This is a genomic window from Stenotrophomonas maltophilia, assembly GCF_006974125.1.
Classification (GTDB): domain Bacteria; phylum Pseudomonadota; class Gammaproteobacteria; order Xanthomonadales; family Xanthomonadaceae; genus Stenotrophomonas; species Stenotrophomonas maltophilia_O.
Genome location: NZ_CP037858.1, coordinates 3,994,229 through 4,015,339 on the forward strand (window position 1 = coordinate 3,994,229; position 21,111 = coordinate 4,015,339).

The following is a 21,111-nucleotide window of genomic DNA, read 5'->3' on the forward strand; positions in this document are numbered from 1 at the left end:
GCAGGAGCGATTCCCATGAGCACGACCCCGCGCCACATTCCGTTCGGCATCATGCTGCAGGGCCCCGGCAGCCACATGCATGCCTGGAAGCATCCCTCCAACCCGGCCGATGCCAGCGTCAACCTGCAGTTCTACATCGACATCGCGCGCACTGCCGAGGACAACGGCATCGCCTTCGGCTTCGTGGCCGATGGCCTCTACATCAACGAGAAGTCGATCCCGCACTTCCTCAACCGCTTCGAGCCGATGTCGCTGCTGTCGGCGCTGGCCACGGCGACGAAGAAGATCGGCCTGGCCGGCACGCTGTCGACCTCCTACAGCGACCCGTTCACCGTTGCCCGCCAGTTCGCCTCGCTGGACCTGCTCAGCGGCGGCCGCGCCGGCTGGAACGTGGTGACCTCGCCACTGGAGGGCTCCGGCCGCAACTATGGCCGGCCGCACCCGGAGCATGCGCTGCGCTACCAGATCGCCGACGAGTATCTGGACGTGGTGCAGGGGCTGTGGGATTCCTGGGATGACGATGCCTTCGTGCGCGAGCGCGACAGCGGCACGTTCTTCGCGCCGGAAAAGTTCCGCCGGCTCGACCACAAGGGCCGCTTTTTCCAGGTGGAAGGTCCGCTCAACATCCAGCGCTCGCCACAGGGCCAGCCGGTGATCTTCCAGGCCGGTTCGTCCGATGATGGCATTGCGTTGGCCGGCAAGTACGCCGATGCGGTGTTCACCCATTCGCCATCGCTGGAAGAAACCCGCGCGTTCACCCAGAAGGTGAAGAACTCGGCGATCGCGCACGGCCGCAGCGGCAATGACGTGAAGATCTTCCCGGGCATCGGCCCCATCATCGGCCGCACCGCCGAGGAGGCCGAGGCCAAGTACCAGGCAATCGCCGCACTGGCCACGCTTGAGGATGCGCTGGCCTATCTCGGCCGCTTCTTCGATCACCACGATTTCAGCCAGTACGATCCGGATGCGCCCTTCCCGGAGCTGGGTGACATCGGCAGCAATTCGTTCCGTTCAACCACTGACCGCATCAAGCAGGATGCGCGTGAGAAGGGCCTGAGCCTGCGCCAGGTGGCACTGGAAGCAGTGAGCCCGCGACCGAACTTCATCGGCACCCCGGAGCATGTGGCCGATGAGCTGATCCGCTGGTTCGATGCCGGGGCCAGCGATGGCTTCATCCTCGGCTTCGCGGCGCAGCGCGAAGGCCTGGACGATTTCGTGACCCAGGTGCTGCCGATCCTGCAGGCGCGCGGCTACCACCAGCGCGAGCTGGAGGGACAGACCCTGCGCGAGCATCTGGGCCTGCCGTACAAGGCCAGCCGCCATGCGACCGACGCCGAACCGGCGCGGAAGGTGGGGTAAGGCGATGAGCGGAGAGTCCGCAGTAGCGCCGGGCCATGCCCGGCGGAAATCCCAAACGACGGGCGTATTGCCGGAGATCGCGGCGCGCGCCGAGGCGGCCATCGCGATCCGTCATGACCTGCACCGGCACCCGGAGCTGGCCTTCGAGGAGCACCGCACCAGCGCCCGAGTGGCCGAACTGCTGCAGCAGTGGGGCTATGAGGTGACTACCGGCCTCGGTGGCACCGGCGTGGTCGGTACGCTGCAGCGCGGGCAGGGCAGCCGTCGTCTCGGCCTGCGCGCCGACATCGATGCACTGCCGATCCACGAGGCGTCCGGGCTGGCCTACGCCAGCCAGAACGAAGGGCTGATGCATGCCTGTGGCCACGATGGGCATACCGCCATCCTGCTGTCCGCCGCGCATTACCTGGCCCATCACGGCGATATCGACGGCACCCTGCAGCTGGTGTTCCAGCCGGCCGAGGAGACGGGTTCGGGCGCGTCGAAGATGATTGCCGACGGCCTGTTCGAGCGTTTCCCGGTGGATGCGATCTATGGCCTGCACAACTGGCCGGGCGTGCCGGTGGGCCACTTCGGCTTTGTCGATGGCCCGGCGATGGCGTCGGTGGACTGGGCGCGGCTGAAGGTGATCGGCAAGGGCGGCCACGGTGCCGAGCCGCAGGGCAGCGTCGACCCGATCCTGGCGGCGGCGCACATCGTCACCGCGCTGCAGAGCGTAGTGTCGCGCAACGTCGATCCGCGGCAGATGGGCGTGGTCACGGTCGGTTCGATCCACGGCGGGCAGGCGGCCAATGTGATCCCGGACGTGGTCGAGCTGAAGCTGACCGTGCGCGCCTACCTGCCGGAGGTCCGTGACATCCTGCGGCACCGGGTCACCGAGGTCGCCGAGCAGACCGCTGCGGCCTTCGGCGCGCGCGCCGAGATCGAGTTCCCGCGCGGTTTCCCCAGCGTGATCAACCACCCGCAGCAGACCGCCTACATCCGCGAGGTGGCGCTGCAGGGCTTCGGCAGCGAACACGTAGTGCCCGGATTCGCGCCGCGCACCGCCAGTGAGGATTTCGCCTTCCTGCTGCAGGCGCGGCCGGGCAGCTTCGTGTTCGTCGGAAACGGCGACAGCGCACCGCTGCACAGCCCGCGCTACGTGTTCAACGATGCGGCCATCGCGCCGGCCGCCAGCCTGTGGGCGCGGCTGGCCGAAGACTATCTGGTGAAGGACGTGGCATGAGCAGCAACGAACGCTTCCTCTATACCTCGGTGGATGATCCGCTGGCGCGGCCGCTGTTTGATGGCTTGGAACAGGAGTACGACAGCCGCTACGCCGACGTGCGCCGACGCATCGGTGGCAGCGCCCGCGAGGAGCTGCAGCGCTACCCGGCGCAGGCCTTTGCTGCCCCGGTCGGTGCCTTCGTGCTGCTGCTGCGCGACGATGTGGCGATTTCCGGCGGTGCCTTCATGCCGCACCGCGATCCGGATACCGCCGAGTTCAAGCGCATCTGGACGCTGCCTGGATTGCGCCGCCAGGGCATCGCGCGGCGCGTGCTGCAGGAGCTGGAAGATCAGGCGGCACGGCAGGGCTATCGGCGGGTGTTCCTGACCACCGGCTTCCGCCAGCCTGAAGCTGTTGGCCTGTACCTCAGCCACGGTTACACCGCGCTGTTCGATCTGGATGCGGACCCGGAAACGGTTGCGCATCTGCCGTTCGAAAAGCACCTGCGGGCAGCGACGCCTGTCGTTGCGCCTGCGCAGGCCGCGCTGCATGGAGCCCACGCATGAGCACGCCGTCGACTGCACTGGACGGGATCACCACGCGGCCGGCGCCCGCGCCGGCGCTGAAGATCGTGCCGGCCCGGCATCCGCTGCAGGTCTTCGGCACGGTGCTGGCACTGGCGCTGATCCTGATCGGGCTGCAATCCGTGCTGGGTAATCCACGCTGGGGCTGGGGCACCTTCGCCGAGTGGTTCTTCGCACGCCCGGTGCTGGAAGGCCTGGGCCGTACGCTGCTGCTGACCGCGCTCGGTACCGGTCTCGGCTTCGCGCTGGGCACCTTGCTTGCGCTGGCCCGGGTGTCCGGTTCACCGCTGCTGTCGGCGGTGTCGTGGGGCTATGTGTGGCTGTTCCGCTCGATCCCACTGCTGGTGCTGTTGTTGCTGTTGAACAACCTGGGCTACCTGTACAGCACCATCGAGCTGGGCGTGCCGTTCACCGGTATCAGCCTGTTCTCGTACCCGACCACCCAGCTGATTGGCGTGTTCACTGCGGCAGTACTGGGTTTGACCCTCAACCAGGCGGCGTTCTCGGCGGAGGTGATCCGTGGCGGCATCCTGTCTGTGGACCATGGGCAGTATGAGGCGGCCGCCGCGCTTGGCCTGCCGCGTGGCCGCCAGGTGCGACGCATCATCCTGCCGCAGGCGATGCGCTCGATCCTGCCGGCCGCGTTCAACGATGTGATCGGCCTGGCCAAGAGCACCTCGGTGGTCTACGTGCTGGCGCTGCCTGAGCTGTTCTACACGGTGCAGGTGATCTACCGCCGCAATCTGGAGGTGGTGCCGCTGCTGATGGTGGCCACGGTCTGGTACCTGGTGATCCTGACCGTGCTGTCGCTGCTGCAGCGGCGCGTGGAGCAGCGCTTTGCGCGCGGCCAGCTGCAGCGTGAGCGCTCGGTGTCGCGCGTGTCATCGTCCCCGCGCGTGCAGAGCGATGGTGCGCCGCGCGTGATCAACCGCCCGCGCATCGCCACCCAGGTCGAAGCGGGCGAGGGTGCGTCGGTGTCGTTGCACGGCGTGGGCAAGGTGTTCGGCGAGCAGTCGGTGCTGGAAGACGTGAACCTGGACCTTCGCGCGGGCAGTGTGACGGTGTTGATCGGGCCATCTGGTGCGGGGAAATCCACGCTGCTGCGGCTGATCAATCACCTGGAACGCGCCGACAGCGGATACGTGACCGTTGGCGGCCAGCTGATCGGCTACCGCCGCGACGGTGACACGCTGTACGAACTGCCTGAGCGCGAGATCCGCCGCCGTCGTGCGGAAGTGGGCATGGTGTTCCAGGGCTTCAACCTGTTCCCGCACCTGACCGCGCTGGAGAACATCATCGAGGCACCCATTGCAGTGCGTGGCGTGCCGCGCGCGCAGGCCGAGCAGCAGGCGCGCACGCTGCTGGAGCGGGTCGGCCTGGCCGACAAGGCCGATGCCTTCCCGCGCCAGTTGTCCGGTGGCCAGCAGCAGCGCATCGCGATCGCCCGCGCACTGGCGCTGCAACCGAAGGTGCTGCTGTTCGATGAACCGACCTCGGCGCTGGACCCGGAGCTGGTAGCCGAAGTGCTGAGCGTGATCGAGGAGCTGGCCCGTTCCGGCACCACGCTGGTGATCGTCACCCATGAACTGAGCTTCGCCCGCCGCGTGGCCGACCACGTGGTGATGATGGACCAGGGCCGGGTGATCGAGCAGGGCACGCCCGAGGCCCTGTTCGAGCGCCCACGCCAGCAACGCACGGCCGATTTCCTGGCCAAGACCCTGTAACCCTGGAAGGAACACCATGAGCCCTGCAGCACCGCGTCGAATCTCACGCAGCGCCCTGTTGATCGGAGGCGTTCTGGTCATCGGTATCGCCGGCATCGTCTATTCGCGCGTGCGCCAGGCACCGGATGCCGGCGTAGCGGCCGCGACCAGCCTCGCCGGTGTGAACACCTCTGTGCTGAAGGGCACGCTAGATCCCAAGGCACAGGCGTTGATCCCGGCTGGCTACCGCTTTGTCACGCCGGGTGCGTTCACCGTGGCGACCCACCCGGGCCAGCTGCCACTGGCCGACTACGGCGCCGACAGCAAGGACGTGGTCGGCATCGAGCCCGACATCGCACGGCTGATCGCCGATGGGCTGGGCCTGAAGCTGGTGATCGTGCCGGTGGCCTGGGCCGACTGGCCGCTGGGGCTGGAGTCGGGCAAGTACGATGCGGTGCTGTCGAATGTGACGGTCACCGAAGAGCGCAAGAAGAAGTTCGATTTCTCCAGCTACCGTTACGACCTGCTGGGCATCTACACGCGCACTGATGGGCCGATCCAGAAGATCGAGAAGCCGGCGGATGTGGCGGGGCTGAAGGTGGTGGTGGGTGCCAGCACCAACCAGGACCAGATCCTGCGGCAGTGGGACCAGCAGAACATTGCGGCCGGCTTGAAGCCGGTGGAGTACCAGTACTTCGATGACGCGGTGGTCGGCCGGTTGGCGGTGATCACCGGGCGGGCCGATGTCTCGTTCGAGCCCAATGCCACCGGCGCCTATTCGGCGCGCGATGGCAAGGTGCGGCGCGTGGGCCTGTTCCCCGGCGGCTGGCCGAACGCCGCGGCGATCTCGGTGACCACGCGCAAGGGCAGCGGCCTTGCGGATGCGGTGACGCAGGCGCTGAACACGCAGATTGGCAGCGGCACCTATGCGCAGGCGCTGAAGCGGTGGAATGTGGCCGAGGAAGCCGTGCCGCAGTCGCAGACCAATCCGCCGGGGTTGCCGACGCTGCAATGACGCCGGGCGTGGCCCGGCGCTACCCATGCATTGCCGCGAGAGTAGATCCACGCCATGCGTGGATGCTCCTGTCGAGCCGAGCCATGCTCGGCTGCTCTACCAACGCGCCTCCAGCGTCTTGAACGGCCTTGCCAAGCGCACACCCTCGGCATCGAAGTTGGAAACGATACGTCCATCCACACGCACCGTTTTCGGCGTCGTGCGCGTCGGCCACCAGACCTTTACCGCCGTCCCGTTGCGCAGCCCCGCGCCGAGCGTGACTGTCAGTGTGCCGTCGCGCTGCCGTGCCTGCATCTGCAGCGTGCCATATGCTGTCGGCAGGCGTTCCACCGCCAATCCATCCCCCGCCACCCACGACGGTGGCGTACCTGGCAGCAGCGACATCGCATCATCGTCCTCGCGCATCAGCATGCCGAACAGCGTGCGGCCGTACTCGGCGCCGATCCAGGTGTGCGGCATGTCGCCGAGATAGCGCGGGAAACGCAGCCGCGAATGCACCACTTCGGCCAGCACCTGCCACTCAAGCGGGCGTCGATCATGCAGCAGTCCCTGCAGCAGCTCGTCGGCCACCTGTGGCTGGCCAAGGTGCACGTAACTCAGCACGTTGCGGATCTCGTACGGCGTATAGGCGTACAGCGCACCGGGCTGGCTGCGCCTGCGCACATCGTCCAGGTAGCGTTCGAAGGTGGTACGCAGGGCTTCTGCGGGCAGTACGCTCTGCGCTCCGGTGGGGTCCAAGGCGATCGATACCCCGGTTGGGTCGCCATCGCCCAGGTCGGCCGAGGAGGGTATGAAGTCGATGCCCTTCCACGCCATCGTCGCCCGGATCGAGGCGTGCAGCGCGTCGTAGAGCAGCTTGTACTGCCCGCGCGCCCACATTGCGGTCTCGTGGTCGCCCAGCGATTCGGCCAGCCACGCGCCGTCGTGCCAGCCCTTCAGTCCCCAGTAGTCATCCCAGTAGCTGTGGGTGGGCGAGGGGTAGCCCTCGTGGCTGATCGACGGCGCAAGAATGCCCGCGAAGCGTTCCGGTGCCGGCTGGTCGGCCTTGTAGCCGGGCACCAGCGTGCGCTCGCGCAGTTCCTGCAGGAAGTGCAGCGCGGCTTTCACTTTCGGCAGGTAGTCACGGACCGACTCGGGCCCGCCATCCAGGCGCGCGACATCGGCCACCAGCGCGACGTACTGGCCCTGGCTGTCGTACTCGATGTCCGATCCAAAGCCGGTGTTGACGCTGCCATCGTCGTTGAGGATCGGCGAAACCAGACCGTTGGGATGCACGCCGTGTTCGCTGTACCAGGCCAGGTAGTCGCGGGCGACGCGGGCTTCGCCCATGCGCAGCAGCACCGCCGAGGTGGCCATGCCGTCGCGGATGAAGGAACGGTTGTAGTTGCGCGGGCCGGGCTGCATGGCCGGGCCGGTCTGGTTGATCAGCATGTAGGCGGCCTGCGCACGCAGCATGTCCACCAGTGAGGGATCGGGCAGGCGCAGGCCGACCTGGCCCAGCCGTGCTTGCCAGTCCGCAGAGGCCTGCGTGGCCAGGGAATCGAATGCTGCATTGGCATCGCGGGGCAGCGCGGCCAGATCGAGCGCAGGCGCTTCGGGTAGTGCGCCCTTGGTATCGGCGGCGGCAGTACCCAGCGGGAACGCGACCACGATGGCATCGCTGGCGCCTGGTGCCAGTGACACGCGGTAGTTCAACGCAGCCGAGGCAAGACCGTCGTCGTCGTGCGCCTGTTGCGTGGAGGGCAGCTGGCCGGCAGCGAGGGTCGCGGTGATTTCCGTTGCGCCATCCCTGCCAAACGGCGCCGCGCCGGACACAGCCACCGGCGTGAGCGAGTGCAGCAGCGTGCGCCCGTTGATGCGCACGGCCTGTCCATCGATGGTCACATCGCGGATCGGTGACAGCCCGCCGTTCTGCCACGGTGGATTCATCTGCATCGGGCGCACGACCAGGCTGAGCGTGCCGTCGATGCGGGTCTTTCCGGTGTTGTGCAGGCGATGGCGGAGGAAGGTGACCGGTTGCCCGTCGCGTTCGATGGCGAACACTTCGCTGCGCAGCTCCAGGCCGGGCTGCGGTGACCAGGTGGCGGAGGGCATCGGCTTCCAGCCATCACGCAATGCATGCTGCACGTTCTGCCCGGTGGCACCTGCGGCACGCCCGTCAGCGCTACGCCAGAGTGGCTGCACCAGTGGCGCGCCCTTGAAGGCTTCCAGGTTACCGTATTCGTCGAAGATCGATTTCTGTCGCCCCGCGTGCACGCCGACGGCGGTCCAATAGGTCTGCTGCATCTGCAGCGAGGCCGGGAACAACGCGCGCTGCGCGCCGCTGGCGGCGATCTGATAGCGCTTCATCGGCGTCATCACCGCTTTGGGGCCGAGCAGGCGCAGTCGCGCGACCTGGGGTGCGGCGCCGTCCACGCTCAGCCGGAATGCACGCAGCGGCTGCGCCGTGTCAGCCGCCAGCCAACTCTGCCTGCGGCTGGCCGCCTGCGCATCATGTGCGAGGTCCTGCCAGCGGCCTTGCGCGTCCTGCGCCTGCAATCGAGCAGCGCCGCGCGCGCCTTCCGCCCATTCCACTACAAGGCCAGCCGTGGACTGCGCGCGGGGCAGGGTGATCTCGAACGCGTGAGCGCCTGCTTTTCCGGGCGGAACCGCAACGGCGCCACCGCCTTGCCAGAGCGCTGCTGCCTGCGCTGCATCCACACCGCCGATGCGTGCACTGAGCGAGTCGTCCAGTGGCTCCATCTCGAAGATCGACACGCCCCAATCGGAGGTGCGCTGTGGGCTGGCCAGCCGCAGGTAGCGCGCCTGCCGTGGTGCAAAGTACAGCGTTTCCACATCGCCCAGTGAGTCGGCCATCGTGTACGCGGTCTGCCACTGCGTGCCGTCCAATGAGGTCTGCAGCGAATAGCCTTCCGGGTTGGAGACATCCCAGGTGAGGCGCGCACCGGCCAGCAGCGCTGGTGCGCCCAGATCGATCTGGAACCAGTGGCCGGGGCTGAAGGCGCCGCCGGTGACGGTCTTCGGGTCGCCGTCGATCAGGTGGCTGATCGCCATCGCCGGTACCTGCTGCGAGGAGCTGCTGGCCTGCCATTGGTTGCGCGGGGGGAGGGTCTGTGCCTGTGCGCTGGAGGCCAGGGCGGCCAACAGCAGGGCAGTGGCAGATCGCCATGGGATAGTTGAGCGGAAGACCTTGGAACGTTCGGCGCGCAACGTCATTACGGACAGCCTCGCAGGTTCGACCGGAATCGGGCGAGCGCTACGCTAGCAAGGGATGTAATCGGTTACATGACGCACTGCAATAGGTTGTGGATGATGGCCGGTCGCCTCGATCGCCGGTTTGAGTCACGATCACCATCAATGGGGTTGACGGATGTGGCTCTGGACGGCCGTCGACCAGGCCATACGCTATTGGTAGCGACCTCGGATCTGGAATGGATTGATGATGGAATTCAGTTTCACGCTGATGTACCGAGTGTCCGATATCGGGGAAGGTCTCAGTGCATTTGAGCGAAGTCTCGCAGAGTCGGGATGTGACGATGCGCTGCCGGGTAGTGGTTTGCCGGGTATCTTGGCGTTGCGATTCCAGAGAGAGGGAACGGTCGCAAACGAAGTCGCGCGTGATACATGCGTGCAGGTCCAAAATGCGCTTCCGGAAGCCGGGTTGATAACCGTGCATTTCGATGTCAGCAATGCTGCCAGTATCTCTACTTGCGGTGCCTCCAGAGCTGGGCTTGTTTGACTTCCACGGAACACTTTTGAGAAGCAGCCGAGCATGGCTCGGCTCTACATGGTTTCCGGCAGGTCAAGCGCCCCCCCTGTTACAGCTCCACCGTCTCCCACCAGCGGCTACCCGCCTGCGGCGCCTGCATGTCCAGCGCTTCGCCCATCATAGGCGTGGCCACCGGAACATTCTTCGCTGCGGCCAGCGCGGTGATCCGTTCGAACGGCTGCTGCCACTCGTGCAGGGCCAGGTCGAAGGTGCCGTTGTGGATCGGCAGCAGCCACTTGCCGCGCAGGTCCAGGTGCGCCTGCAGGGTTTGTTCCGGCTGCATGTGCACGAACGCCCAACGCGGGTCGTAGGCACCGGTCTCGATCATCGTCAGGTCGAACGGGCCGTACTTTTCGCCGATGGCCTTGAAGCCGTCGAAGTAGCCGGTGTCGCCGCTGAAGAAGATGCGGAAGTCGCCGTCCTGGATCACCCATGACGCCCACAGGCTGCGATCACTGTCGCCCAGCCCGCGGCCGGAGAAGTGCTGGCCCGGGGTGGCGGTCAGGCGCAGGCCGCTGGCTTCGGTCGATTGCCACCAGTCCAGCTGTTCCACCTTGCTGGCGTCCACACCCCAGGCAATCAGCTGGTCACCCACGCCGAGCGGGGCAATGAAGCGCGCGGTCTTGCCGGCCAGCTGCATCACTGCGGCATGGTCCAGGTGGTCATAGTGGTTGTGGGAGAGGATCACGCCGGCGATCGGCGGCAGCGCGTCGATGCTGATCGGTGGCGCATGGAAGCGTGCCGGCCCCATCCACTGCACCGGCGATGCGCGCTCGGAGAACACCGGGTCGGTCAGCCAGTACTGGCCACGCAGTTTCAGCAGGATCGTGGAGTGCCCCAGCCGGAACAGGCTGCGGTCCGGCGCGGCGTCGAGGGTGGCGCGGTCCAGCGGCTGCACCGGAATCGGGTGGGCGGGCACGGTGCCCTTGGGCTTGTTGAACAGGAACGTCCACCAGATCTCCGCACCGTCGCGCAGGCCCATTGCTGGACGGGGCAGGGCATTGCGGAACTTGCCGTCGCGATACTGCGGCGAATCGGGGAAGTCGGGGAGGGACCAGGACTTGCAGAAGGTGTAGGCGGTCACGGCGAGGATTCCAAGCAAAAGGACAAGGAGCAGGCGCTTCATGGGTGACGTCCGCTGAGTACACTGCACAGTGTAGTTTCGTGTTTTCAAAAAGTACACTGCCGGGTGTAAAATGGTGGCGTCCGTTCAGTTATCCGGTTCCCGCCATGCCCCGTGCCCCACAACGCCTGACCGACCGTAAACGCGACGCCATCGTGCGCGCGGCGGTGGAGGAGTTCCGTGCATCCGGCTACGAGGCGACCAGCATGGACCGCATCGCAGAGGCGGCCGGGGTCTCCAAGCGCACCGTCTACAACCACTTCCCGAGCAAGGAAGCGTTGTTCTCGATGATCCTGGAGGAGCTGTGGGAACGCAGCGTGGCCAGCGACGCATTGCCGTACCGCGCCGACCAGCCGCTGCAGGCGCAGCTGCTGCAGCTGCTGGGCCAGAAGCTGGAACTGCTCAGCGATGCCAATTTCATCGATCTGGCGCGGGTGGCGATGGCCGAGATCATCCACTCACCGGAGCGGGCGCAGGCCATCGTCTGCCGCATGGGCGAGAAGGAAAGTGGCGAGAGTGCGTGGATCCGCGCGGCAATCGCCGATGGCCGGTTGCGCGAGGTCGATCCGGAGTTCGCCGGCCACCAGCTGCACGGGTTGGTGAAGAGCTTTGCGTTCTGGCCACAGGTGACGATGGGGCAGGCACCGTTGAACGCACAGGAGCGTGCACGTGTGGCCGAATCGGCGGTGGCGATGTTCCTGGGTTTCTACGCGGTCTAGCTGGCGGCGAAGCGGCGGAACTCGTCGGCCGGCAGCGCTGCCGAGTACAGATAGCCCTGGCCGACATCCACGCCCAGTGCACGCAGTTGTTGTTCCTGCGCCAGGGTCTCGGTGCCCTCGGCCACGACAACCGCACCGCAGCGGTGCGCGACTTCGACGATGAAGCGTACGATCGACTGCGACTTGGCGTCGGACAGCGTGGCGATCAGCGCCTGTTCGATCTTGACCTCGGCGATGGCCAGCTGCGAAAGCAGGATCAGGGTTGAATAGCCGGCACCGAAATCATCCAGTGACAGGGTGACCTCCGCCGCCAGCAGCTGTGCGATGTTGGCATCGACCACGTCGCGCTCGACGATCTCGGTCCATTCGACGATCTCCAGGCGCAGCATCGCGCCAGGTACATCGTGCAGTGCCAGCAGTTCCTGCAGTCGCAGGCCGAAGTCGGGCAGGCGCAGTGACTCGGCCGAAACGTTCACGGCGATCTTCAGCTGCGTGCCATCGCGTCGGCACTGCTGCAGGAAGTGGACGGCCGACTGCAGCGTGGCCCATTCCAGTTCAGCCAGCCGCCCCTGCCGGCGCAGCAGCGAGATGACCCGCATCGGCGCGATCAGCCGGCCCTCGCCGTCGCGCATGCGCAGCAGTGCTTCGGCGCCGACCAGCTGGCGGTCCTGCAGGCGATGCTTGGGCTGGTAGCAGAGCGGTGCGTCGCCCTGTTGCAGCCAGCGTTCGAGGGCGACTTCGATCAGGGCGTCGATCTCGCTGTCACGCTGGATCGGGTCGTCGAAGAACACGACGCCGGATTCGATCGCACTCAGTGCCACGGTGATTGCCCGGAAAGGCAGGTGGCCATCGTCTGCGGCGGCCGGTGGCTTCAGTTCGACCACCGCACAGCGGAACAGCGGCCGGAAGCCTGGCCAATCGCGGCCGACACGATCGGCCAGGTTGCTGGCCAGCTCGGTGATCTGCGGTTGCGTGCGTAGTTCGGACAAGGTCAGGTCGCGCACCAGGATCGCCAGCGCGGCATCGCCGAACTGGTAGATCTCCAGCCGCCCGGCCGGCAGCGAGGGCAGCAGCCGATGCACCTCTTCGGTACTGTCGCGTTGCCACAGGCCGTTGTCCTGAAGTGGACCATAGCGCAGGCGCAGATCGCGCAGGTTGCCCATCTCTGCCACGATCAGGCAGGCCTTGCCGATGCCGTCGTTGTCGCGCCAGTAATGCTGCAGGCGTTCGCCGAGCGCGCGCATGTTGGGCAGGCCACTGATCGGATCGATGCGCAGCCAGGCCTGTTCGCGCTGGCGCTGTGCATCGATCTGCGCATCGTTGTAGACCAGTGCGAACACCGCGCCCAGCATCAGCAGCGATAGTGGCAGTGCCAGCAGGCGCTGGATTGCCAACTCCTCCACAGGCAGCTGATTGGCGCCGATGATTGCTACGCCCAGTGCCAGGCCCAACGCAGTGACGACAATACGCACGCCCCAGGCCTGCAGGATCATGCGCAGCGAGAGTTCGTTGAGCATGCGCGGGTGCAGGCGCCTGCGCAGCCAGACGCCAGCCAGCATCTGCAACATGGCCTCGAGGCCGGCCGGCAGGAAGTACTGGGTGCCGACGAACTGGTAGCGTGCCAGCAGGCTTGCGCCCAGGCAGGCCAGGCCACCGCGCCAGCCGCCAAGCAGGCCGCTGACCAGCAGGATGTCGAAACCCAGGTGGAGCTTGACCACGCCCTGGGTGTAGCGGGCCACGAACCAGGCGTTGAACAGGTAGATCAGGCCCAGCGCCACGCCCACGTACAGGCGGCGGCCTTCAATGGCATGGCCGGCGCGACGGGTGGCGATCAGCAGCACGCCGATCATGCCGATCACCGCCGTGGCCTGCAGCAGGTACAGCGGCAGGCTGGGCAGGGCGCTGTCCAGGACCTGGGCCGCAACCCGTGAAAGCGCATCCATAGCAGGTTCCCGCCTGTGACCGACGGCCAGTGACGATCAGCGTAGTCGCAGCAGGGCGCAGGTTCAATTGCGTTGGCTGCGTTCGGGCAGGAGGTGTTCGGCCATGAAATCCACGAACGCGCGTACACGCGGCTGCTGATGGCGATGGCTTGGCCAGAGGGCCCAGAAGGTGCTTCGCTCGGTGCTCCATGGGTCCAGGACACTGACGAGCACACCGCGGTCCAGCGCATCACGCGTGGCGAAGTCGGGCAGGCACGCAATGCCATGGCCATCGATGGCCATGTGCAGGATCGTCTCAAGATGATTGGCGGTCATCGCGGCAGTCAGCCGCGGCTCAGTGCCTCCCTCATGCGCGGGCAGTGGCCAACGTTCGAGCAGGCCGGTGCCGGGAAAGCGATGGAGGAGGCAGGCGTGAGCACTCAGCTCATCCGGGTGCTGCGGCGTGCCGCGCTGGGCGAAGTATGCAGGGGCACCCACGCACAGCAGGCGGGTACTACCCAGGTTGCGGCCGTGCAGCCGGGAGTCGGCGGGGCTGCCTGTGCGGACGACGGCGTCGAAGCCCTCCTCGATGACATCGACCAGGCGGTCGCTGAAGTGCAGGTCGAGTTCGATGGCGGGGAAGCGGTGCGCAAACGCCGAAAGCACCGGCAGCATCAGACCGCTGGCGAGTGGAAGACTGACCTTCAGGCGTCCGCTGGGCGCGGCCTGGGCATCGGTCAGCTCGCGTTCTGCCGCAGCGACCTCGATCATGATGCGGCGGCAACGTTCAAGGAACTGCTCGCCTTCGGCAGTCAGGCTGACGCTGCGGGTATTGCGATTCAGCAGGCGGGCGCCCAGGCGCTCTTCCAGCCGGGCGATGGTCTTGCTTGCTGCCGAAGGGGTGATGCCACGCTGTCGCGCTGCGGCCGCGAAGCTGCGTGCCTCGGCGACCAGAACGAAGAGGCTGAGACCGGCAAAGCTGTCCATGACGTGGCCATTGATGACGTTTTTGTCATTAAAGCATGGACAGAATGACGGATTCTTCCGCAATAGCGTCGTCGATAGCATCAATGCAGTGGCGCTTGGCCACGCTCGAGTTTCATCGACATGTCTGTTGCCTCTGCTGAGACGGCCGGATCATCACGCTTTGGAGTGGTGCTGGCAGGCTGCCTGACCGCGCTCACCATTCCCTTGAGCATTGCCAGCCCCGCGGTGGGCATTCCCGCCATCCGGGACGCGCTGGGCGGTTCCCCTGCGGCGCTGTCCTGGATCATCAATGCCTACCTGTTGACCTACGGCTGCACCACGCTGGTGGCCGGTGGACTGGCCGATCTGCATGGCAGGCGCCGGATCTGGATTCTGGGCGGCGCGTCGTTTGCGCTCGTCACCGGCCTGATTCCCCTGATGCCCGATGTGGCGTGGATCAATGCCCTGCGACTGCTTCAGGGGATGGCGGCGTCGGCAGCGTTTGCCGGCGCGATGGCGTCGCTGGCGCAGGTGTTCGACGGCCAGGCGCGGGCAAGGGTTTTCAGCCTGATCGGCACCACCTTTGGTGCAGGGGCCGCAGGCGGTCCGCTGCTGGCGGGCGGGTTGATCGATGCGCTGGGCTGGGAATGGGTGTTCTTCCTGCCGGCGTTGCTGGCGGCCCTGACCGTACCGCTGGTCGCCCTGTCATCCGCCGAATCGGGAAACGCCGGTTCGCCACGCCTGGATTGGCTGGGGGCCATCACCTTCATGCTGGCGCTGGGCTCACTCACCTACGCCATGATCGTGCTGCCGGAACGTGGCCTGTTGCATCCGCAGACGCTGGTACTGCTGGCGCTCTCGGTGGTGTTGCTGGGCGGGTTCATTGTCGTTGAGCGCTCCCATCGCACACCCTTGCTGGATCTCGGCCTGTTCCGCAACCGGCGCTTTGTTGGCGTGCAGATTCTGGCCGCTGCCCCTGCGTTCTCCTACGTCGTCCTTCTGGTCGTGCTGCCGGCTGGCTTCATCGGTGTTGAAGGACTGCGGCCCACCGAGGCTGGGCTGGCGATGGCAGCACTGTCTGCACCCTTGCTGGTTGTTCCCCTGGTTGCCGGTTACCTGCTGCGCTGGATTCCGGCGCGGACGCTGTGCTGTGTGGGCCTGCTGATCGGCGCCCTTGGGCTGGCATGGCTGGCGCAGGTGTTCCCGTTCCCGTCGGTGCGCTGGATGCCGATGCTGGTCATCGGGATCGGCATCGGCCTTCCCTGGGGGATCATGGATGGCCTGGCGGTCAGCGTGGTCGGCAAGGAGCAGGCCGGCATGGCCGCTGGCATCTTCAATGCGATGCGACTGGCAGGCGATTCCATTGCCCTCGCGCTTGTCGGCATCATGCTCTCGGCCCGGATTGGCGGGAACATGACGCTGGAGGCCGGCGCCGTGGCCCGTGCCGCCGTGCACAGGCTGTCCATGGGCGACCTCGGTGGAGCGGTGGAGGCGTTGCCCGGCGTTTCGGGAACGGTGCTGGCCCAGGCGTACATGGAGGCCGTCCGTGGCCAGCTGTTTGTCCTGGCGATGGCGACCGTGCTGACCGCCATCGTGCTGGGGTACCTGTTGCGCGAAGAGGCCGAGCCTGGCCAGCGCAGCGGTAGTCAGTAGCGCGGGTCAGCGATGGCCGGCAGCACCAGTTCGCGCACGAAGCCGGACGGCGACAACTGCAGCAACGCACGCACCATCGCAACGACGTCATGGACGGGCACCAGTTCGCCCTCGCCGCGCGCTGCGGCCTCTGCCATCGGCACCGACAGTGCATCGTCGGTGTTGAGGTAGCCCAGCTGCAGGCTGGTCACCGCCAGGCGGCGATCACGGAAGCCCTCGCGCAGTGCATCGGCGATGCCATTGAGCGCGAACTTGGATGCGCCGAACGCCACTTCCGGGCGGCCGCTGCGTGGCAGTGCCGAGGTCGAGCCGGTCAGCACCAGCTGCGGGCGTGGCGCGCCGAGCACTCGCGGCAGCAGGCGCTGCAGCAGCACCAGGGTCGCGGTGATGTTGACGTCGACCAGTTGGGTGAGCGCGGCATCACTCTCGTCGAGGAAGGAGTACTCGTCGCTGAAGGCGGTCTCTTCCCAGATGCCCAGGTTGTGGATCAGCACATCCAGATCGGCCGGTGCCTGCGCTGCGATGTGATTGGCAGCCAGGGTGGGCCGGGACAGATCGGCTTCGATCCACTGCAGGGTGACACCCTCGGGGCATTCAAGATCGCGTGGACGGTTGCGCGAAACGCCGATGACGGTGTCGCCCGCACTGCACAGGCCTTCCACGAACGCCCGACCGAGGCCCCTGCTGGCGCCGATGACCATCAATTTCATGTTGCTTCCTTGTTGTACTGCGGCAGCCTCAATCGGCTGCCAGAACGGTGTCCCAGTCGGCGAACGCACGCAGGCCGCTGCGCTCGGCGGTAATGATCGAGGCGGTGTTGTCGAGCTGGCAGCGGTATTGAGGCTGCAGCCCGGCCGCCTGCGCGGACACGGCCATGGCGTGTACCAGCTGGCGCGCGTGCCCGCGACCGCGGGCCTCGGGCAGGGTCAGCACGCCCATGTCGGCCAGGGCTGGATCCAGGCTCCACGGGTACATGCTTGCCGCGGCAACCAGCTGCTCGCCATCGAAGGCGCCGAACACCTGCCAGTGGTCCAGTTCAACCCAGGCCGCATCCAGATCCTCTTCGCTGGCGCTGGCCTGGAACATGTCGAACGCGGCTGCGTCGGCCGGGTCGAGACGGCGGATATGTGGCGGTACAGGGCGATCGGCCAAGGCCGCAAGTTCTGCGGCAGGGAAGTAGAAGACGCGATCCGCGCCATGCGTGCGCTGGTCGAGCTGCTGCAGACGCTGTTGCAGCTGCGCCAGCGTCCAGTGCGGTTGTACTGGCAGTTGCAGGCGAGCCGCCAGGGCAGGGCGCAGCAGTGCGCGCGCAGGGCCGACGAGTGGCTGCAGCAGCATGCCATCCTCGCCCTCATCGAAATCATCGCTGCACGCCAACTGCAGCAGTGGATCATCCTGCAGCGTGCGCTGCCCGGAGAACACGCCGCGCCAGGTCGCATCGATCAACGGGGCAAACACATCATCCATGACCGGTGTCTCGCTCAGTGCCGGGGCAGGTCCACCTGCAGGCCGGCGGCCTTCCATTCGGGGTAACCGGCAGCGAGCCGCTGCGCGGTCAGTCCGGCCTCGCGCAGCATCGCCACCGCATCGTTGGACAGCACGCAGTAGGGACCGCGGCAGTACGCGACAATGTGGACGGCACGCGGCAGTTCGTCCATCCGTGCACGCAGTTCCGTAACGGGAATGTTCAGCGCGCCGGGCAGGTGGCCCAGATCGAATTCCTCGCGCGGCCGTACATCCAGCAGCACCACGCTGCTGCGTTGTTCCAGCAGCTGCTCGACGGTCAGCCCCTCCAGGGCATCGCGGCGCTGAAGGCTGTCGTGGATCACGCCCTGCATCTCGCTGCGCTGGCCTTCGGCACTCTCAGTGTTGCCGCGCCGTTCCTCATCCTGCAGCCGGGCATGGGTGCCGGCCTTGCCGCTTCGAAGACCCCGGCGCCGGGCAAGGCGCGCCTGCGCAGCCTGGTGGCGCACAGCGTGTTCGGCGCAGGCATGTACCTTTCCGCGCTGCTGTTGGCCGCGATCCGTGCAGGATGAGCGAGAATCCGTGGGGTCACCGGCAACAGGAACACCCCGGCATGGAAGCACCCGATCCCTCCACTGATGGCATGCCGCTACCGTGGGCATGGCAGGAAACGTTGGCCGATGCGCGCATCGAGCGCCAGTCGATCGGTGTTTCGCGCGCGGATGTAGCCCGTGTGCAACGGCCGGGGCAGGCCGATGCCTTCGTGAAGTCGGAAGTGATCGACGCCTTCAGTGAGCTGGGCGATGAGATCGCGCGCCTGCGCTGGCTGCAGGCACAGGGACAACCGGCGCCGACGGTGATTGCCACCGCCGAAGAAGCGGGCCGGCGCTGGTTGCTGATGAGCGCGCTGCCCGGCCGCGACCTGGCTTCGTCGCCTGAACTCGCGCCGCAGGAACTGGTGGAACTGCTGGCCGACGCGCTGCGCGGGCTGCATGCGTTGCCGGTGGCAGCCTGTCCGTTCGACCAGCGACTGGCCTCGCGCCTGCAGGCGGCGCAGGCACGGGTCGAGGCGGGCATGGTCGACGCTGACGACTTCGATGACGAGCGCCTGGGCCAGAGTCCGCAGCAGGTCTTCGCCGAACTGTGCAGCACCCGGCCCGATCATGAAGACCTGGTGGTCAGCCATGGCGATGCCTGCCTGCCGAACCTGATGGTGGTCGAGGGGCGTTTCAGCGGTTTCATCGACTGTGGGCGACTGGGTGTTGCCGACCGCTACCAGGACCTGGCGCTGGCCGCGCGCAGCCTGGTCCACAACTTCGGCGACACGCGTTGGGTCGCGCCGTTGTTCCAGCGCTACGGCGCGGTGGCCGACGAGCGCCGGCTGGCGTTCTACCGGTTGCTCGACGAGTTCTTCTGAGCCCGCGCGTGGCTGGCGATGGCCGCGCAGATCAGGCCGCCGACCACGCTCAGGTGCTCCAGCGCGAAGAACAGGGCCAGCTGCTGTTCCGCGCCGTGCTTGGTCCAGAAGGTATGCACGATGACGATGGTCAGCAGCATGAACACTGCCAGCGCACCGCTGCCCAGCCAGAGCAGGCGGTCAAGCAGCAGGCACAGTGAGCCGCCCAGCAGCACCACGGCGCTGGCGAGGTTGAACAGCACAGGCGGTTGCAGCCCGGCCGCCTGCATTTCGGCCACGCTGTTGTCCCACGCCAGCAGCTTGGCCAGGCCCGAGGACAGGAACACCACGGCCAGCAGCAGTCGGGCGAGGAGCCACAGCACGCGGCTGTCGAGCAGGGTGGTGATCATCCTTGGCATGCAGGAACTCCGGGTTGAGCATGGGACAGGCCGCGCAGCATCGGGCCTCAACAGCGGTTGAGGTCAAGGCTGGCTGAACGAAGCCCGATGGTGGTCGGGTTGTCGTCTTCTAATTGGACGAACGTTCGTTCACTATTTGCGTCATGAACCGAGCCGACCGCAACGAGCAACGCATCGCGCAGATCCTGCAGGCCGCTCTGCAGTGCTTTCTCGCAAAGGGATTCCACCAGACCAGCATGCGTGACATCGCGCAGGCGGCCGGTGTCAGCCTGGGCAATCTCTACAACCACTTCCCGGGCAAGGAAGCGATCATCCTTGCCGTGGCGGTGGCTGAGAGCGAAGAACTGGCACCGTTGCTGCAGCGCCTGGCTGCGTCCGATGGCGAGCGCGCACAGGTGCTGGTGTTCCTTCAGGACTTCCACGCACTATGCCGGCAGCCGGAATGGGCGACGCTCGCCGTCGAAGTATTGGCCGAGAGCGCACGCAATCCTGCCGTGGCCGAGGCATTCGCGGCCAATCGCAGGCAATTGCAGGCGACGCTGGCCGAAGCCCTGCAGCACGTTGCGCAGCGCGAACGTCGGCGCCCGGCGTTGACACCGGCATTGCAGTCGCAGGTGCTGCTGGACGCCATCGAGAGCGACGCGCTGCGGCGGGGGCTGGGCGAAGCCGATGGCACCGATGAGGCTTCGCTGGATCTGGGTCTGCTCGCGCTGCTGCTTGGGGCACGCGCTTGAGCGCCGTCGACCGGCGATTGCACGGCCTTGATCTTGCGCGCTACCTGGCGCTGGCCGGCATGGTGCTGGTCAACTTCCGCCTGGCGATGGCCGTGCCGGCAGAGGGTGAGGGTTGGTTGGCAGGCTTCTTCCATCTGCTGGAGGGCAAGGCCTCGGCGACGTTCGTTACGCTGGCCGGTCTTGGCCTGGTACTGGCCACGCAGCGGCAGGGTTGGTGGCTGGCCAGTGTGCAGACCTGGCGGCGCGCACTGTTCCTGCTGGTGCTGGGCCTGCTCAACCTGACCCTGTTCCCGGCCGATATCCTGCATTACTACGCGGTGTATTTCGCATTGGCCGTGGTGTGGTTGCGTGCTTCGCCGCGGGTGTTGCTGGCCAGCATCGTGGGCCTGGCGGCCTGTTCGTTCTGGGCGTTGCTGCACTGGGACTACAGCCAGGGATGGAACTGGCAGACGCTGGAATACGCCGGTCTGTGGCAATGGCCGGGCGCGGTCCGCAACCTCCTGTTCAACGGCTTCCATCCGCTGCTGCCCTGGTTGTGCTTCTTCCTGCTGGGGATGCTGCTGGCACGGCTGGAGCTGTCGCAACCGCGGGTGCAGCGTGCACTGCTGGTGCTGGGCGTGCTGTTGGTTGGTGCCGGCCAGGGCGTGCAGCAGCTTGCGCAGGGAACGCCATGGCAGGCGTGGCTGGGAACGCAGCCGATGCCGCCGGGACCGGCCTACGTACTCACCGGTGCGGGCGCGGCGTGCAGTGTCATTGCCGCCTGCCTGTGGCTGGCGCGTGTGCGACCGGGTGACTGGCTGGCGCCGTTCACGGCGGCAGGGCGCATGACCCTCACGCTCTATGTCGGCCACATCCTGCTGGGCATGGGAACACTGGAAAGCCTCGGCCTGCTTGACGGACGTGCGTCGCTTGCCTCGGTGCTGTTGTGGGCGCTGTTGTTCCTGATGCTGGCGACAGGCGCGGCGTGGCTGTGGTCGTGGCAGTTCGCACGCGGTCCACTGGAAGCGATGATGCGGCGCATCGCGGGCTAGTCCTTTGGTCGCGCCGAGGTGATGTTGTGACGGACATGTCTGTGTCG

General features: G+C 66.7%; 20 protein-coding genes. 12 read left to right on the forward strand and 8 right to left on the reverse strand.

Translation table 11 applies throughout. The features are described from left to right. The first annotated feature begins 15 nt into the window (after window positions 1-15). The 5 genes from EZ304_RS18485 to EZ304_RS18505 are packed head-to-tail and all read left to right on the forward strand — an operon-like array spanning window position 16 to window position 5,868. Window positions 16-1,359, forward strand: a complete 1,344-nt coding sequence (locus EZ304_RS18485; RefSeq protein ID WP_142807805.1) for an LLM class flavin-dependent oxidoreductase — start codon at window positions 16-18, stop codon at window positions 1,357-1,359. Window positions 1,360-1,363: 4 nt separating this feature from the next. Next, a complete protein-coding gene (locus tag EZ304_RS18490) occupies window positions 1,364-2,584 on the forward strand; it encodes a M20 aminoacylase family protein (RefSeq protein ID WP_142807806.1) in 1,221 nt (406 codons plus the stop codon). Beyond that, complete coding sequence (locus EZ304_RS18495) at window positions 2,581-3,132, forward strand: GNAT family N-acetyltransferase (protein ID WP_142807807.1); 552 nt, start codon at window positions 2,581-2,583, stop codon at window positions 3,130-3,132. The genes EZ304_RS18490 and EZ304_RS18495 overlap by 4 nt, the downstream gene beginning before the upstream one ends. Next, window positions 3,129-4,874 (forward strand): amino acid ABC transporter permease/ATP-binding protein, encoded by a 1,746-nt coding sequence (locus tag EZ304_RS21230; RefSeq protein ID WP_142807808.1) that lies wholly within the window; start codon window positions 3,129-3,131, stop codon window positions 4,872-4,874. The genes EZ304_RS18495 and EZ304_RS21230 overlap by 4 nt, the downstream gene beginning before the upstream one ends. A gap of 16 nt (window positions 4,875-4,890) precedes the next feature. Continuing rightward, window positions 4,891-5,868, forward strand: coding sequence for an ABC transporter substrate-binding protein (locus EZ304_RS18505; RefSeq protein ID WP_142807809.1), 978 nt, complete (start codon window positions 4,891-4,893; stop codon window positions 5,866-5,868). Between the two features lie 96 nt (window positions 5,869-5,964). Here EZ304_RS18505 and EZ304_RS18510 read toward each other — a convergent pair whose 3' ends face one another. Beyond that, window positions 5,965-9,084, reverse strand: coding sequence for a discoidin domain-containing protein (locus tag EZ304_RS18510; protein ID WP_142807810.1), 3,120 nt, complete (start codon window positions 9,082-9,084; stop codon window positions 5,965-5,967). A 223-nt stretch (window positions 9,085-9,307) separates the two neighbouring features. Here EZ304_RS18510 and EZ304_RS18515 point away from each other — a divergent pair, with 223 nt between their 5' ends. Further along, window positions 9,308-9,607: a hypothetical protein gene (locus EZ304_RS18515; RefSeq protein WP_142807811.1), complete on the forward strand. Its 300-nt coding sequence runs from the start codon at window positions 9,308-9,310 to the stop codon at window positions 9,605-9,607. Between the two features lie 79 nt (window positions 9,608-9,686). Here EZ304_RS18515 and EZ304_RS18520 read toward each other — a convergent pair whose 3' ends face one another. Continuing rightward, window positions 9,687-10,763 carry an MBL fold metallo-hydrolase gene (locus tag EZ304_RS18520; RefSeq protein WP_142807812.1) on the reverse strand — a complete coding sequence of 359 codons (1,077 nt, stop codon included), beginning with the start codon at window positions 10,761-10,763 and terminating at the stop codon, window positions 9,687-9,689. A gap of 104 nt (window positions 10,764-10,867) precedes the next feature. Here EZ304_RS18520 and EZ304_RS18525 point away from each other — a divergent pair, with 104 nt between their 5' ends. Next, entirely contained in the window at window positions 10,868-11,479 is a 612-nt protein-coding gene (locus EZ304_RS18525; RefSeq protein ID WP_049449635.1) for a TetR/AcrR family transcriptional regulator, read from the forward strand. On the opposite strand, the gene EZ304_RS18530 is transcribed toward EZ304_RS18525, so the two are convergent. Both EZ304_RS18530 and EZ304_RS18535 read right to left on the reverse strand, forming a co-directional pair. Next, window positions 11,476-13,422 (reverse strand): EAL domain-containing protein, encoded by a 1,947-nt coding sequence (locus tag EZ304_RS18530; protein WP_099552886.1) that lies wholly within the window; start codon window positions 13,420-13,422, stop codon window positions 11,476-11,478. The genes EZ304_RS18525 and EZ304_RS18530 overlap by 4 nt on opposite strands. A gap of 63 nt (window positions 13,423-13,485) precedes the next feature. After that, complete coding sequence (locus EZ304_RS18535) at window positions 13,486-14,388, reverse strand: LysR substrate-binding domain-containing protein (RefSeq protein ID WP_142807813.1); 903 nt, start codon at window positions 14,386-14,388, stop codon at window positions 13,486-13,488. Window positions 14,389-14,508: 120 nt separating this feature from the next. Here EZ304_RS18535 and EZ304_RS18540 point away from each other — a divergent pair, with 120 nt between their 5' ends. Continuing rightward, the gene (locus tag EZ304_RS18540) at window positions 14,509-16,020 is read left to right on the forward strand and encodes an MFS transporter (RefSeq protein WP_142807814.1); all 1,512 of its coding nucleotides are present in this window, start codon (window positions 14,509-14,511) and stop codon (window positions 16,018-16,020) included. On the opposite strand, the gene EZ304_RS18545 is transcribed toward EZ304_RS18540, so the two are convergent. The 3 genes from EZ304_RS18545 to EZ304_RS18555 are packed head-to-tail and all read right to left on the reverse strand — an operon-like array spanning window position 16,014 to window position 17,849. Beyond that, window positions 16,014-16,730 (reverse strand): SDR family NAD(P)-dependent oxidoreductase, encoded by a 717-nt coding sequence (locus EZ304_RS18545; protein ID WP_142807815.1) that lies wholly within the window; start codon window positions 16,728-16,730, stop codon window positions 16,014-16,016. The two genes, EZ304_RS18540 and EZ304_RS18545, sit on opposite strands and share 7 nt — an antisense overlap. Window positions 16,731-16,758: 28 nt before the next feature. Continuing rightward, window positions 16,759-17,487 (reverse strand): GNAT family N-acetyltransferase, encoded by a 729-nt coding sequence (locus EZ304_RS18550; RefSeq protein WP_142807816.1) that lies wholly within the window; start codon window positions 17,485-17,487, stop codon window positions 16,759-16,761. Between the two features lie 14 nt (window positions 17,488-17,501). Further along, window positions 17,502-17,849 carry a rhodanese-like domain-containing protein gene (locus EZ304_RS18555; protein ID WP_239503745.1) on the reverse strand — a complete coding sequence of 116 codons (348 nt, stop codon included), beginning with the start codon at window positions 17,847-17,849 and terminating at the stop codon, window positions 17,502-17,504. Here EZ304_RS18555 and EZ304_RS18560 point away from each other — a divergent pair. Both EZ304_RS18560 and EZ304_RS18565 read left to right on the forward strand, forming a co-directional pair. Then, the gene (locus EZ304_RS18560; protein ID WP_239503746.1) at window positions 17,841-18,056 is read left to right on the forward strand and encodes a DUF2938 family protein; all 216 of its coding nucleotides are present in this window, start codon (window positions 17,841-17,843) and stop codon (window positions 18,054-18,056) included. The genes EZ304_RS18555 and EZ304_RS18560 overlap by 9 nt on opposite strands. A gap of 41 nt (window positions 18,057-18,097) precedes the next feature. Next, the gene (locus tag EZ304_RS18565; RefSeq protein WP_142807817.1) at window positions 18,098-18,901 is read left to right on the forward strand and encodes an APH(3')-II family aminoglycoside O-phosphotransferase; all 804 of its coding nucleotides are present in this window, start codon (window positions 18,098-18,100) and stop codon (window positions 18,899-18,901) included. On the opposite strand, the gene EZ304_RS18570 is transcribed toward EZ304_RS18565, so the two are convergent. Then, on the reverse strand, window positions 18,874-19,299 hold the full coding sequence (locus EZ304_RS18570) for a DoxX family protein (protein WP_099552880.1): 426 nt from the start codon (window positions 19,297-19,299) through the stop codon (window positions 18,874-18,876). The genes EZ304_RS18565 and EZ304_RS18570 overlap by 28 nt on opposite strands. 143 nt (window positions 19,300-19,442) lie before the next feature. Here EZ304_RS18570 and EZ304_RS18575 point away from each other — a divergent pair, with 143 nt between their 5' ends. After that, window positions 19,443-20,033 carry a TetR/AcrR family transcriptional regulator gene (locus tag EZ304_RS18575; protein WP_142807818.1) on the forward strand — a complete coding sequence of 197 codons (591 nt, stop codon included), beginning with the start codon at window positions 19,443-19,445 and terminating at the stop codon, window positions 20,031-20,033. Continuing rightward, the gene (locus tag EZ304_RS18580) at window positions 20,030-21,064 is read left to right on the forward strand and encodes a DUF418 domain-containing protein (RefSeq protein WP_142807819.1); all 1,035 of its coding nucleotides are present in this window, start codon (window positions 20,030-20,032) and stop codon (window positions 21,062-21,064) included. The genes EZ304_RS18575 and EZ304_RS18580 overlap by 4 nt, the downstream gene beginning before the upstream one ends. Window positions 21,065-21,111: the final 47 nt, after the last annotated feature.

Coding starts and splice junctions, on each gene's coding strand:
- EZ304_RS18485 (WP_142807805.1), top strand. CDS start 16: ATGAGCACGACCCCGCGCCACATTCCGTTCGGCATCATGCTGCAGGGC.
- EZ304_RS18565 (WP_142807817.1), top strand. CDS start 18,098: ATGGAAGCACCCGATCCCTCCACTGATGGCATGCCGCTACCGTGGGCA.
- EZ304_RS18515 (WP_142807811.1), top strand. CDS start 9,308: ATGATGGAATTCAGTTTCACGCTGATGTACCGAGTGTCCGATATCGGG.
- EZ304_RS18540 (WP_142807814.1), top strand. CDS start 14,509: ATGTCTGTTGCCTCTGCTGAGACGGCCGGATCATCACGCTTTGGAGTG.
- EZ304_RS18520 (WP_142807812.1), bottom strand. CDS start 10,763: ATGAAGCGCCTGCTCCTTGTCCTTTTGCTTGGAATCCTCGCCGTGACC.
- EZ304_RS18510 (WP_142807810.1), bottom strand. CDS start 9,084: ATGACGTTGCGCGCCGAACGTTCCAAGGTCTTCCGCTCAACTATCCCA.
- EZ304_RS18490 (WP_142807806.1), top strand. CDS start 1,364: ATGAGCGGAGAGTCCGCAGTAGCGCCGGGCCATGCCCGGCGGAAATCC.
- EZ304_RS18545 (WP_142807815.1), bottom strand. CDS start 16,730: ATGAAATTGATGGTCATCGGCGCCAGCAGGGGCCTCGGTCGGGCGTTC.
- EZ304_RS21230 (WP_142807808.1), top strand. CDS start 3,129: ATGAGCACGCCGTCGACTGCACTGGACGGGATCACCACGCGGCCGGCG.
- EZ304_RS18550 (WP_142807816.1), bottom strand. CDS start 17,487: ATGGATGATGTGTTTGCCCCGTTGATCGATGCGACCTGGCGCGGCGTG.
- EZ304_RS18575 (WP_142807818.1), top strand. CDS start 19,443: ATGAACCGAGCCGACCGCAACGAGCAACGCATCGCGCAGATCCTGCAG.
- EZ304_RS18570 (WP_099552880.1), bottom strand. CDS start 19,299: ATGCCAAGGATGATCACCACCCTGCTCGACAGCCGCGTGCTGTGGCTC.
- EZ304_RS18495 (WP_142807807.1), top strand. CDS start 2,581: ATGAGCAGCAACGAACGCTTCCTCTATACCTCGGTGGATGATCCGCTG.
- EZ304_RS18505 (WP_142807809.1), top strand. CDS start 4,891: ATGAGCCCTGCAGCACCGCGTCGAATCTCACGCAGCGCCCTGTTGATC.
- EZ304_RS18525 (WP_049449635.1), top strand. CDS start 10,868: ATGCCCCGTGCCCCACAACGCCTGACCGACCGTAAACGCGACGCCATC.
- EZ304_RS18535 (WP_142807813.1), bottom strand. CDS start 14,388: ATGGACAGCTTTGCCGGTCTCAGCCTCTTCGTTCTGGTCGCCGAGGCA.
- EZ304_RS18530 (WP_099552886.1), bottom strand. CDS start 13,422: ATGGATGCGCTTTCACGGGTTGCGGCCCAGGTCCTGGACAGCGCCCTG.